This window comes from Noviherbaspirillum sp. FW303-A3 (assembly GCF_058788695.1).
Map to the genome: position 1 here is coordinate 2120832 of NZ_JBYTAZ010000001.1, position 12608 is coordinate 2133439.

Below are 12608 nucleotides of genomic sequence, written 5' to 3' on the forward strand. Positions count from 1 at the left end.
AGGCGTCCCGTCAGTAGACTTCCGGATTCGGATCGGTCTTCTCGAGTTCGATGGATGCCGCGAGCAGAGCCATGCGCGCGACGACGCCGTACATGTAGAAACGGTTCGGCGGCGCGGTGCCGGGCTTGGCCTGCAGGTCGGGCAGCGCATGCTGCTGCGCGAAGGCGAGCGGCACGAAATGCGCGCCGGGCGAGTTCAGGTTCTCGTCGATGCCGCGTTCCGCATGCACGCGGTAGAAGCCGCCAACGACATAGCGGTCGATCATGTACACCACCGGCTCGGCAACGGCGTCGTTGATGTGCTCGAAGGTGTGCACGCCTTCCTGGATGATCACGTCGGACACTTCCAGGCCTTCCTTCACCACCGACATCTTGTTGCGCTGCTTGCGGTTGAGGTCCTTCACTTCGCTCGCATCCTTGACCGACATGATGCCCATGCCATAGGTGCCGGCGTCTGCCTTGACGATGACAAAGGGCTTTTCCTTGATGCCGTATTCCTTGTACTTCTTGCGGATCTTCGACAGCAGCGAGTCGACGTTCGAAGCCAGGCATTCTTCGCCGGTGCGCTCCTGGAAGTTGATCTCACCGCACTTGGCGAAATACGGGTTGAGCATCCACGGGTCGACGTCGACCAGCTTGGAGAATTTCTTCACCACCTCGTCGTAGGCTGCAAAGTGATTGGTCTTGCGGCGCACCGCCCAACCCGCGTGCAGCGGCGGCAGCAGGTTCTGCTCGTGCAGCCCTTCCAGAATCTTCGGGATGCCGGACGACAGGTCGTTGTTCAGCAGGATGGTGCAGGGATCGAAATTCTTCAGGCCGAGGCGGCGTCCGTTCGCGGAACGCTCCAGCGGCTCCAGCGTCAGCGTCGTGCCGTCGGGCAGCTCGATGTTGGTCGGTTCCTTGACGTCTTCCGACAGGGAGCCCAGGCGGACATTCAGGCCGGTCTGGCGGAAGATCTGGATCAGCCGGGCGACGTTCTGCAGGTAGAAGGTGTTGCGGGTATGCCGCTCCGGGATCAGGAGCAGGTTCTTGGCATCCGGACAATATTTTTCAATCGCGGCCATCGCTGCCTGGACGGCCAGCGGCAGCATTTCCGGCGACAGGTTGTTGAAGCCGCCGGGAAAAAGGTTGGTGTCGACCGGCGCCAATTTGAATCCGGCATTGCGGAGGTCCACCGAGCAATAAAAGGGCGGCGTGTGCTCCTGCCATTCCAGGCGGAACCAGCGTTCGATCGCTGGGGTCGCGGCCAGGATTTTCTTTTCCAGGTCGAGAAGCGGGCCGTTCAAGGCCGTAACGAGGTGCGGAACCATAAAAACCTTAGTGGTATAAGCATTCTTGCAAGCTGAATAAGCTGATTCTAACGGCAATCCCTCTGTTCCGCCTGCCGACTGTTGTTCGAGGATGCGCCTGCCATCACCCAATATTTCAAAAACGGCAACAAGGCAACCTGGCAAACATCCCGGGACACCTAGATCTGGGCAATCTTCCGGTTTTAAAGGCAAGGACGAAAAAAAAGCGCCTCATGACGAGGCGCTTTGTGAAGCCCGCGGTTGCGGGCGGGGAAACGGGTTCCCTTGGAGATCAGGAGTGGTATGCGGATTCGCCGTGGCTGGAAATGTCCAGGCCTTCGCGTTCTTCTTCTTCCGGCACACGCAGTCCAACGATCAGGTCCACCAGCTTGTAGGCAATGAAGGACACGACAGCGGACCAGATCAGGGTGGTCAGCACGCCTTGTGCCTGGATCCAGACCTGGCCGGCGATCGAATACTCTTCCGCAACCTTGTTGGCAACGTAGTCGTAGATGCCCGTGCCGCCGAGGGAGGGAGCCGCGAACACGCCGGTCAGCAGCGCGCCGAGGATACCGCCGACGCCATGCACGCCGAACACGTCGAGCGAATCGTCCGCGCCGAGCAGGCGCTTCAGGCCGTTCACACCCCACAGGCAGATCACGCCAGCCAGCAGGCCGATGACCAGAGCGCCCATCACGCCGACGAAACCGGCAGCCGGCGTAATCGCGACCAGGCCAGCAACGGCGCCGGAAGCGGCACCCAGCATGGACGGCTTGCCTTTACCCATCCATTCGCCGAAGCTCCAGGACAGGGTTGCGGCTGCGGTAGCGAGCAGCGTGTTGATCAGTGCCAGGGCAGCGGTGCCGCCTGCTTCCAGTGCGGAGCCGGCGTTGAAACCGAACCAGCCCACCCACAGCAGCGATGCGCCCACCATGGTCAGCGTCAGCGAGTGCGGCGCCATGGATTCGCGACCGTAACCGATACGCTTGCCGATGACATAGGCGCCCACCAGTCCTGCGATAGCGGCATTGATGTGCACCACGGTGCCGCCCGCGAAGTCGAGCGCGCCCTTGGCGAACAGCCAGCCGGCGGCAGCGGTCGCCTTTTCAGCAGCGGCTGCGTCGGTATAGGCATCCGGACCAGGCCAGAACCAGACCATGTGTGCGATCGGCAGGTAGGAGAAGGTGAACCACAGAACGACAAACAGCAGCACGGCGGAGAACTTGATGCGCTCGGCGAACGCGCCGACGATCAGGCCGCAGGTAATGGCTGCAAAGGTTGCCTGGAAGGCGACGAACACGAACTCGGGGATCACGACGCCCTTGCTGAAAGTGGCCGCCATCGATTCCGGCGTGATGCCCTTCAGGAACAGACGATCGAAGGAGCCGATGAACGAGCCACCTTCAGTGAATGCCAGCGAGTAGCCGTAGATGCACCAGAGCACGATGATCAGCGAGAAGATCATGAACACCTGCATCAGGATCGACAGCATGTTCTTGGTACGGACCAGGCCGCCGTAGAACAGTGCCAGGCCGGGGATCGTCATCAGGATGACGAGCACGGTTGCCATCATCATCCAGGCGGTGTCGCCCTTGTTGGCCGTCGGTGCCGCAGCGGGAGCGGCTTCAGCCGGAGCAGCGGCGGCAGCGGGTGCTGCAGCGGCGGCGGCCGGCGCAGCCGGTGCGGAAGCCGCCTCGGGAGCGGCAGGTGCGGCTGCCTGCGCAACGACAACCGCCTCGGTCTTGGCCGGTGCGGCCTCCTCGGCCAGCGCCGGTTGCGCAAAGCCGATGGCGATCAGCATGGAGCTTGCCGCCAGGATGCTTGCAAACAGTTTTTTCATCTCACCCCTCCTTTAGAGTGCTTCTTTACCGGTTTCGCCGGTACGGATTCGAACGACTTGCTGCAAGTCGAACACGAAGATCTTGCCGTCGCCGATCTTGCCGGTGCGGGCAGAGCTTTCGATTGCTTCGATGGCGCGGTCGACGATGGCGTCGTCCACGGCAGCTTCAATCTTGGTCTTGGGCAGGAAGTCGACCACATATTCGGCGCCGCGATACAGCTCGGTGTGGCCTTTCTGGCGCCCGAAGCCCTTTACTTCCGTGACCGTAATGCCCTGGACACCGATCGCCGAGAGGGCCTCGCGCACTTCATCGAGCTTGAAGGGTTTGATGATCGCAGTGATCAGTTTCATGATTTCCTCGCTTAGAAAGTCTTGGCGATCGACAGGACCAGGCTGTTCTTGCCGAGGTTCTTGCCGTTCGGACCAACGTAGTTGTCGGTATCGGTACCGATGAGTGCCAGTGCACCGGTCACGATGCCGAAGTCCTTGGTCACGCCAACCTTCCAGTCGGTGTAGCTGAACGGCGAATTGTTCTTCACCTTCTGGTGGCCTGCGTGCAGGTTCAGGATCAGGCCTTCGCCGATTTCGACGTTGGCACCGATGTCGAGGTAGCCGCTGCGCTTGCTGTCGGCGAAGCCGAACAGGTTGGTCAGCGAGTGCGAATACTTGATATAGGCCGGGCCGTAGCCGAGCTGGCCGTAGATTTCCGTGGTGTTGGCGCTCGGGTTCAGGTTGTTGGACGGGTACTGGTAACGCAGCACGCCCAAGTCATAGGAAACGCCTTCGACGACTTCACCGCGCTTGCCGGCATAGATGTCCCATTCGATGCTGGCGTCGCCGCCCGGGACATCCTTGATCCACTTGATGGTGGACAACCACGTACCGGCGTAGAATCCGGTTGGGTTATTGACGTAGTCAGCGCCGCCCTGCAGGGCAGGCTTCAGGCGGGTCTGGGAGATGCCGCGATAGCGGTAATCGCTCACCACCGATGCGTTGAAGCTGACTTCATGATCCGGCTTCTTGTCCTGGGCCTGTGCGAGACTGCCCGTGAAGGCGGCGGCGATGGCAGTGGCAAGAATGAGTTTTTTCATGGCGTTTCCCTTTTTATGGCGTTGGAAAAATGGGCGAATTGCATTTTTCCAACTACTTAGCAGGACTCATGCCACCGTTTTTCAGTGCAGATGCGTTATCATTTTTATAATTTCGTGCATTGGTCACGCGCTGCTTACACCTTTTTAAGGCAATGCACCACAAAGTTCGCACCACAGTGATGCGCACCACGTTTGCGCGCACCACCGAAGTGCGGTCTTTTCATCTTAGGATTGATTATGGACAAGACAAACTTCTTCAACGACCTTCAGGCAAAGATCAACCAGGCCATCGAGAACTCCCCCGCGAAGGACATCGAGCGCAACGTCAAGGCCATGCTGACGCAAGGTTTTTCCCGGCTGGATCTCGTGACCCGCGAGGAATTCGACATCCAGAGCCAGGTGCTGGCAAAGACCCGCGCCAAGCTGGACGCGCTGGAAGCGCGCGTGGCGGCACTGGAAACGCAGTTGAAAAAACCGTAATCGATGAGCCTGGCCGTCCTGAAAAGCCGCGCCCTTGCCGGCATGCACGCGCCGGAGGTAACGGTCGAAGTCCACCTCGCGAACGGCCTGCCCTCATTCACCATCGTCGGCCTGCCCGAAACCGAGGTAAAGGAATCCAAGGACCGGGTGCGCGCCGCGCTGCAGAATGCCTGCTTCGAATTCCCGGCAAGGCGTATCACCGTCAATCTCGCCCCGGCTGACCTGCCGAAGGAATCCGGGCGTTTCGACCTCCCCATCGCGCTGGGCATTCTTGCCGCTTCGGGTCAGATGCCGGCCGACGATCTCGATAAATACGAGTTTGCCGGCGAGCTGTCGCTCTCCGGCGAATTGCGCCCGATCCGCGGCGCGCTGGCAATGACCTATGCGATGCACCGAGCAGCCGACAGCAGCGGCCGGCAGCGCGCGTTCATCCTGCCCCGGGCCAATGCGGAAGAAGCGGCCCTGGTCCGGGACGCCACCATATTCCCCGCCGACACCTTGCTGCAGGTTTGCGCCCACTTTGCGGCAATGGCAGAAGATGCAAGGCTTTCACGCCATCGCCCCGCAGCCAGCCCAGTACGGCCGGCCTACCCCGATTTTTCCGATGTCAAAGGCCAGGCACAAGCGAAACGGGCGCTCGAAGTGGCGGCAACAGGGGGCCATAGCGTCCTCATGGTGGGCCCGCCCGGTACGGGAAAATCGATGCTCGCGGCGCGTTTCCCCGGCATCCTGCCGCCGATGACGGACGAGGAGGCGCTCGAGTCGGCTGCCGTGCAGTCGCTCACCAGCGGCTATTCGACCAGTCGCTGGAAATCGCGCCCCTACCGCGCGCCGCACCATACGGCGTCCGGTGTGGCACTCGTCGGCGGGGGCAGCCCGCCGCGTCCGGGCGAGATCTCGCTGGCGCACCGCGGGGTGCTTTTCCTCGACGAATTGCCGGAATTCGACCGAAAGGTTCTTGAAGTCCTGCGCGAACCGCTCGAATCCGGGCACATTACCATTTCACGGGCAGCCCGCCAGGCAGACTTTCCTGCACGCTTCCAGCTGGTCGCTGCGATGAACCCGTGCCCCTGCGGCTACCTTGGCCACAGCGCCAACAAGTGCCGCTGCACGCCGGATCTGGTGGCACGCTACCAGGACAAGATTTCCGGCCCGCTCCTCGACCGCATCGACATGCAGATCCAGGTCGGTGCGCTGCCGCACGAGGACATGCTGAAGCAGGCGGACGGCGAACCCACGGCGGCGATCGCCGAACGCGTCGAGCGCGCATTCGACCGGCAACTGGATCGTCAAGGCAAGGCCAACCATGCGCTTTCCGGCGCGGAAATCGACGAGCACTGCAAGCCGGATCCTGCGGCGGAACAACTGCTGCGCACTGCGATGGCGAGACTGAACTGGTCGGCGCGCGCCTATCATCGCGTCCTCAAGGTCGCGCGGACGATTGCCGACCTCTCCGGCGCGACCACGATTGCACAGCCGCATGTCGCGGAAGCAATCCAGTACCGGCGCGCATTACGCGAACATTGAGCACGCTGCGCAGGAATACCGATAAAGATTTATGATGGCAGTCCAGCCGCATGCCGGAAAGCACGCGGCGCGTCGAGGCCTGCATGTTCCATCACCCTTCCGAATTCGTCACCTTCAAGTCCAGCCCGCACCTGCCGGGCGTGGAGCTTTATTCGGCACGGCTGGTTCACCATGCTTTCGCGCCGCACGTGCATGACGGCTATTCGCTCGGCGCGATCGAGGCAGGGGCGGAACGATTCCGCTATCTCGGTTCGGAGCATGTCGCTCCCGCAGGCACGCTGGTCATGCTTAACCCCGACGAGCTGCACACCGGAAAAGCCGAAGTCGACGCGGGCTGGACCTACCAAATGCTGTACATCGAGCCGGAAACGCTCTGCGAGATGACCGGCAGCGAAGCCTTCTTCCCCGATGCGACCGTCTACGATCCTGCGCTTGCATCCGCCTTCCAGCAGACCTTCCGCAGCATGTGGAATGCGCCGAACGATGTCGCGTTTGCATCGGAATTCACGACGCTGGTCGACGCCATCGTCGCGCGCTACGGCAGCAATGCGCGCGAGGTGCGCCCGGCCTCGGCCAGCGAAAAGCGCCGGATGGCGTCGATGCAACGCGTCCTGGACTGCATCGAAGCGCATCTCGACGACAACCTGGGCATCGAGATGCTGGCCGCCGAAGCCGGCCTGTCCGTCTTCCATTTCGTCCGCACCTTCTCCGCAGCCTTCCATGTCACGCCGCATCAATACGTGCAGGCGCGCCGGGCCGCCCGTGCAAAATCGCTGCTTGCCAAACGTGCCACGCCGTCCGATGCGGCAGCGGCGGCCGGCCTGACCGACCAGAGCCACCTGAACCGCTGGTTCAAGCGCGCATACGGCGTCACGCCCGCCCAGTACCAACAGCAAATCGGTACAAGACCGGAACCGAACCGCCGCTGATAATCCGTGCCCATGGGTGCGCATTGGCACCCGCAGCCACTCTTCGGAATCATCATGTTCATCGGATTACTTTGCGCACTCGGCGCCGGCCTCCTGTGGGGACTGGTGTTTGTCGCGCCCCTCATGCTCGGTGATTATCCCGGCCTGGTGCTGTCGTTCGGCCGCTATATCGGCTTCGGGCTGATCGCGCTGGTGCCGGCGTACTTCGACCGCCGCCGTATCGCCGCGCTCACCAGGGCGGACTGGATCGCGGCGCTCAAGCTTGCGCTGGTCGGAAACATCCTCTATTACGCCGCGCTGGCCACCGGCATCCAGCTTGCGGACGCGCCGTTGCCCACGATGATGATCGGGACGCTGCCGGTCGTGATTGCCATCTGCTCGAACTGGTCGCCCGGCCATCCGTCGGAAACGGTGGCATGGGGCAGGCTTGCACCGTCGCTCATCATCATCTTCATCGGACTGATGCTGGTGAATGCGAGCGAACTCGCGCACCTCGACGGCAGCCGCTCCACCTCGGACTATGCGCTGGGTTGCTTCATTACGCTCGGCGCCCTCGCTGCGTGGACCTGGTATCCGATCATGAATGCGCGGCACATGAAACAGAATCCGCACATCGCCTCGTCCACCTGGGCGACTGTGCAGGGACTGGCGACGCTGCCGCTGGCGCTCGTCGGTTTCGCCGGCTACGGCGTCTATGCCGCCCTCCAGCCCGCTGCCTACGATTTCCCGCTCGGTCCGCGCCCGATGGAATTCATCGGCCTGATGCTCACGCTCGGGTTGTGCGCGTCGTGGCTCGGCACCATGTTGTGGAACAAGGCGAGCCAGAAACTCCCGACCTCGCTGGCCGGACAGCTTATCGTGTTCGAAACCTTATCGGCGCTGCTGTATGCATTCATCTGGCGCGGCGCGGCGCCGACCGCCACGGTACTTGCCGGTATCGCGCTGCTGTGCGTGGGCGTCGTGCTGGGAATGCGCACGTTCCAGAAGGCGCATGCTGTTGGCACGGCGGCAGCGACGCCGCAGGGAGCCGACTGACGACAGTCATGCCGGGACGGAATACGGTGCAACTGCTACCATGTCGCCCATGTTCACCTCCCCTGTTTCCCTCCTCGCAAAGGCGGCGTGCATCGCCTGTATCGCCTTGCTCGCCGCCTGCAGCCCCAAGTTCGACTGGCGCGAAGTGCGCGGTTCGCCGGCGACCTTCGTCGTGCTGCTGCCCGCCAAACCGGCATCGCATACGCGCACGGTCAACCTCGACGGCATTGAAGTATCCATGACGATGACGGCCGCAGATGTCGATGGCGTGACCTTCGCTGTCGGAACCGCGGAATTGCCGGATGAAGCCAGGGCGCTGCGGGCGCTGACAGCGATGAAGACAGCGCTGGTCCGCAATATCGGCGGCAGCGTGCGCAAGGAAACGGTATCCGCTCCCGGCGCTGTTCCGGCGACAATCGACATCGAGGCCGCCGGCGCGGAATCCCGCGTGCTGTTCGGCCGCTTCGTCGCCAACGGCAAGCGCATCTACCAGGTGATCGCGGTCGGCAAGGAAAGCGCATTGCCGCGCGAGGCGGCCGACACCTTCCTCACGTCCTTCAAGCTCAACTGACATGGCGGCACTCCGCGGACTGGCCGCTGCGCAAATTTTCCTGTGTTTTGCGGCTGCCTATTTCCTGTCCTACGCCTTCCGCTCCATCAATGCCGTCATCGCGCCGGACCTCCAGGCGGACATCGGCCTGCAGAATGCCGACCTCGGCCTGTTGTCATCGGCTTATTTCCTGAGTTTCGCCGCACTGCAGCTGCCGCTCGGCATCTGGCTGGACAAGTATGGCCCCCGGCGCACAGAATCGGCCCTGCTGCTCTTCGCCGCGGCCGGCGCGGCCATCTTCGCCAGCAGCGAATCCCTTGCCGGCCTGTGGCTCGGCCGCATGCTGATCGGCGTAGGCGTCTCGGCCTGCCTGATGGCACCATTCAAGGCATACCGGCAATGGTTTCCTGCGGATCAGCAAAGCCGGCTGGCTGCCTGGATGCTGGTCGCCGGCACCTCGGGCGCGCTTGCGGCGACCGTGCCGGTCAGCGCGGCACTGCCGCTCATCGGTTGGCGCGGAGTATTCTGGGTCATGAGCGGAATGATCCTGGTGATTGCGGCTCTGATCTTCTTTCTGCTGAGGAAAGTCGAGGCCAGCCAGCATGCGGCGGCACAAGCGAAACCCGCCGCACCGGGTACCGGCGCACTGGGATATGGTCATATCTTTGCCGATCCCTTTTTCCGCCGCATGGGACTGTTGGGCATCGTCAACCACGGCTGTCTTTCCGCATGGCAGACCTTGTGGGCGGGGCCATGGATGATGACGGTGCTGGGAATGAGCAAGCAGCAGACGGCGCAGATCCTGTTCGTTTTCAACCTGTGCATGATGCTGTCCTTTCTTGGCATGTCGTGGTGGGCGCCGCGCCATGTCGCGCATGGCGGTTCGCGCGGTTTTTCCTCGGTGCGCGTCATTGCAGCCGGCCTGGCCGGTGCCGTCGTGGTGCAACTGGCTATGCTTTCCACATCGGCACCGTCGTCATGGGCCCTATGGCTTGTCCTCGCAGCATGCGTGACGGTAACGACCTTGACGCAAACCGGCGTCAGCCTTGCTTTCCCTGTTGCATTGGCAGGCCGCGCCAACAGCGCCTTCAACCTCATGGTTTTCGTCGGGTCTTTCATTGTGCAGTGGGGCGTGGGTTTGCTGATCGACATGTTCTCCTCGTTCGGAACATCGGCCCCCGACGCCATGCGCGGTGCCTTGGCGATATGCATTGCCGGCCAGGCACTGGCGCTGGCTGCCTTCGTCGCCAATCGTGCGGCGCCGTCCGTCCACTGATTTGGCCTATAGCAAAATCCCAAACTCATGCTATGTTAAGAAGTAGAGACTGCTATCGGAGGCCCCATGCTAGTTACATTCAAATCAAAGGCAGCGGCGGAAGTCATGATGTATGAGGAACACGCCAAGCGCATTCTTGAGTTGCTGAACAAGGACGTCAAACTCGGTGTCATCACGTCGGAAGAGGCGCCGAACGCCGTGGCAAAGCTGGAGGCGGAAATCGCCGAAAGCCGCTTGCACCCGACGTCCGAGGAGGTAAAACGCGACGTGCTGGCGCATCATGGCGATGAAGGCGATGACAATGACCATGAACCCGTCGAATTTGTCAGTTTTGCAACCCGCGCCTACCCCCTGCTGGAAATGTTGCGTGCTGCCCGAAATGACGGCAAAGACGTGATGTGGGGCGTATAGGATCTGCAACGAGGCTACAATGATGTCTTTGCCTGACCGCACCGGATCTTCGGTGCGCACTGCGTATGGACATCCTTGGAATTTCCGATTTCGGCCTCTTTCTCGTTGCAGTCTTGCTGCTCAACGCCACGCCCGGCCCTGATACGGCCTATATCCTGGGGCGCAGTATCGCGCAGGGCCGGTCCGCCGGCATGATGTCGGCCCTTGGCATCTCCGCGGGATGCTGCGTGCATGCACTTGCGTCCGCCATCGGACTGAGCGCCATCCTCGCCGCTTCCGCCACCGCCTTCACCTTCATCAAGCTTGCCGGCGGCGCCTACCTGATCTATCTCGGCATTCGCATGATGCTCGTCAAGCCGGGCACTCCCTCGACTGCAGATGCGGTTCGCGATGTGCGTCCGCACCGGACGATCTTCCTGCAAGCCATGGTCACCAATGTGCTCAACCCGAAGGTGATCCTGTTCTTCCTCGCATTCATCCCGCAGTTCGTGCGCACCGACGCACCACAGAAGACGCTGGCCTTCCTGCTGCTTGGCGTCGCGTTCGCGGTCATCAGCATGTTCTGGAACAGCGGCACGGCCTTCCTTGCGGGAACGCTGGCACGGCGCGCAGGACGCAATCCGCGCGTGAAACTGTGGCTGGAGCGCGTGGTCGGCGCTACCTTCGTGGCGCTGGGCGCCAAGCTCGCCTTCACCAAGACCTGATTCATCTTATTACGGGAGATTGCGCGGCGCCGCCGCGCATGCCGATGTCGAACACCCAACTGAAAACAGATTCCCTCGCCTTCAGCCTGCTGGGCGCAGCCCACGCCGTTGCCAGGGTCAAGGCGGGAACGGCCCTGCCGCAAGCGCTCGCTGCGGTATTCGTGCAGACTGCAGCGCCGCCGCAGGCACGCGGTGCGATGCAGGACATTGCCTATCGCACGATGCGGCAGCTCGGGCGTGCTGACCTGCTGCTCGGACTGCTGGCATCCAAGCCTCCCTCACCGGCTGAATTGCGCGCACTGCTGTCCTGCGCGCTGGCCCTGCTGTGCGACGACAGCGCCGCCACGCCGGATGCGCCATACGAAAGCTTTACCGTCGTGGACCAGGCCGTGACCGCCGCCGCGGCGGACGCGGGCATTGCGCATGCAAAGGGGATGGTGAACGCGGTACTGCGCCGTTTCTTGCGCGAGCGCGAGGCGCTCATGCCGCAGGTACTGAAACACGGTCCCGGCCGCTGGAATTATCCGCAGTGGTGGATCGACTCGGCGCGCGCGGCCTATCCGCAGCAATGGGAAAGCATCCTCGCCGCCGGCAACCGCACGCCGCCGCTCACGCTGCGCGTCAACAGGCGCAAGTCGTCGGTCGAAGAGTACATGCGCACGCTGGCGAACGCACAGATCGGTGCAAGCGTGATCGGACCTTCCGCAGTACGCCTGGAAAAGCCGGTTCCGGTCATGCAGATCCCGGGCTTTGCCGAAGGCGTGGTGTCGGTGCAGGATGCGTCTGCCCAACTGGCGGCGCCGCTGCTCGACCTGCGCGACGGCATGCGCGTGCTCGATGCCTGCGCCGCCCCCGGCGGGAAGACCGGGCATATGCTGGAATGCGCGGACATCGACCTGCTCGCGCTCGACAGCGACCCGGCCCGCCTCACCCGCATTACCGAGAACCTGGATCGGCTGCAACTGGAGGCACGCCTGAAGACGGGCGACGCCAGCAGCGGCGACTGGTGGGACGGCGTGCCGTTCGACCGCATTCTCGCCGACGTGCCCTGTACCGCCTCCGGCATCGTGCGGCGCCATCCGGACATCCGCTGGCTGCGCCGCAAGGAAGATGCAGCGCAGCTTGCAACACTTTCCAGTCGAATCCTCGACAACCTGTGGCGGATGCTCAAACCCGATGGTAAATTGGCATTGGTCACCTGCTCGCTCTGGCCGAAGGAATCCGAGCTGCAGGCCGCCGCCTTTGCCGAACGTCACAATGCCATCCGCCTCTCCGCGCCCGGCCAGCTCCTTCCCGCGGCGGACGGGGAAGAAGATCACGATGGCTTGTTCTATGCGCTATTCCAAAAAGGCGGGGTCTGATAGTATCTTCGCCGACTTACCCACTGAGACAGGCGCATGAACAGAACGAATTGCATGCTGGGGCATCTGATCCACGTCGGCAAGGCGAGCCGGGGGAAACGCCCTCCGGACGCTGC

General features: G+C 62.5%; 13 protein-coding genes. 9 read left to right on the top strand and 4 right to left on the bottom strand.

Annotated features, from left to right (window positions below; translation table 11 throughout):
- Positions 1–10: 10 nt before the first annotated feature.
- From gshA to AC3WOY_RS10440, 4 genes are all read right to left on the bottom strand, one after another.
- Positions 11–1309, bottom strand: coding sequence for a glutamate--cysteine ligase (gshA, locus tag AC3WOY_RS10425; protein ID WP_492423419.1), 1299 nt, complete (start codon positions 1307–1309; stop codon positions 11–13).
- A 271-nt stretch (positions 1310–1580) separates the two neighbouring features.
- A complete protein-coding gene (locus AC3WOY_RS10430; RefSeq protein WP_492423421.1) occupies positions 1581–3128 on the bottom strand; it encodes an ammonium transporter in 1548 nt (515 codons plus the stop codon).
- Between the two features lie 12 nt (positions 3129–3140).
- Positions 3141–3479 (bottom strand): P-II family nitrogen regulator, encoded by a 339-nt coding sequence (locus tag AC3WOY_RS10435; protein WP_170942283.1) that lies wholly within the window; start codon positions 3477–3479, stop codon positions 3141–3143.
- An 11-nt stretch (positions 3480–3490) separates the two neighbouring features.
- Positions 3491–4219, bottom strand: coding sequence for a TorF family putative porin (locus AC3WOY_RS10440; RefSeq protein WP_492423424.1), 729 nt, complete (start codon positions 4217–4219; stop codon positions 3491–3493).
- A 237-nt stretch (positions 4220–4456) separates the two neighbouring features.
- On the opposite strand from AC3WOY_RS10440, the gene AC3WOY_RS10445 reads away from it, so the two are divergent.
- From AC3WOY_RS10445 to rsmB, 9 genes are all read left to right on the top strand, one after another.
- Positions 4457–4699: an accessory factor UbiK family protein gene (locus AC3WOY_RS10445; protein WP_492423426.1), complete on the top strand. Its 243-nt coding sequence runs from the start codon at positions 4457–4459 to the stop codon at positions 4697–4699.
- Positions 4700–4702: 3 nt separating this feature from the next.
- Complete coding sequence (locus AC3WOY_RS10450) at positions 4703–6226, top strand: YifB family Mg chelatase-like AAA ATPase (RefSeq protein ID WP_492423428.1); 1524 nt, start codon at positions 4703–4705, stop codon at positions 6224–6226.
- Between the two features lie 50 nt (positions 6227–6276).
- Positions 6277–7155, top strand: coding sequence for an AraC family transcriptional regulator (locus tag AC3WOY_RS10455; protein WP_492423430.1), 879 nt, complete (start codon positions 6277–6279; stop codon positions 7153–7155).
- A gap of 54 nt (positions 7156–7209) precedes the next feature.
- Positions 7210–8190: a DMT family transporter gene (locus AC3WOY_RS10460; protein ID WP_492423432.1), complete on the top strand. Its 981-nt coding sequence runs from the start codon at positions 7210–7212 to the stop codon at positions 8188–8190.
- Positions 8191–8230: 40 nt separating this feature from the next.
- Positions 8231–8761 (top strand): hypothetical protein, encoded by a 531-nt coding sequence (locus AC3WOY_RS10465; protein ID WP_492423434.1) that lies wholly within the window; start codon positions 8231–8233, stop codon positions 8759–8761.
- Between the two features lies 1 nt (position 8762).
- Positions 8763–10016 carry an MFS transporter gene (locus AC3WOY_RS10470; RefSeq protein WP_492423436.1) on the top strand — a complete coding sequence of 418 codons (1254 nt, stop codon included), beginning with the start codon at positions 8763–8765 and terminating at the stop codon, positions 10014–10016.
- Between the two features lie 66 nt (positions 10017–10082).
- The gene (locus tag AC3WOY_RS10475; protein ID WP_492423438.1) at positions 10083–10427 is read left to right on the top strand and encodes a DUF1840 domain-containing protein; all 345 of its coding nucleotides are present in this window, start codon (positions 10083–10085) and stop codon (positions 10425–10427) included.
- Positions 10428–10498: 71 nt separating this feature from the next.
- Complete coding sequence (locus tag AC3WOY_RS10480; protein WP_492429255.1) at positions 10499–11131, top strand: LysE family translocator; 633 nt, start codon at positions 10499–10501, stop codon at positions 11129–11131.
- A gap of 44 nt (positions 11132–11175) precedes the next feature.
- Complete coding sequence (gene rsmB, locus AC3WOY_RS10485; protein ID WP_492423440.1) at positions 11176–12492, top strand: 16S rRNA (cytosine(967)-C(5))-methyltransferase RsmB; 1317 nt, start codon at positions 11176–11178, stop codon at positions 12490–12492.
- Positions 12493–12608 lie beyond the last annotated feature (116 nt).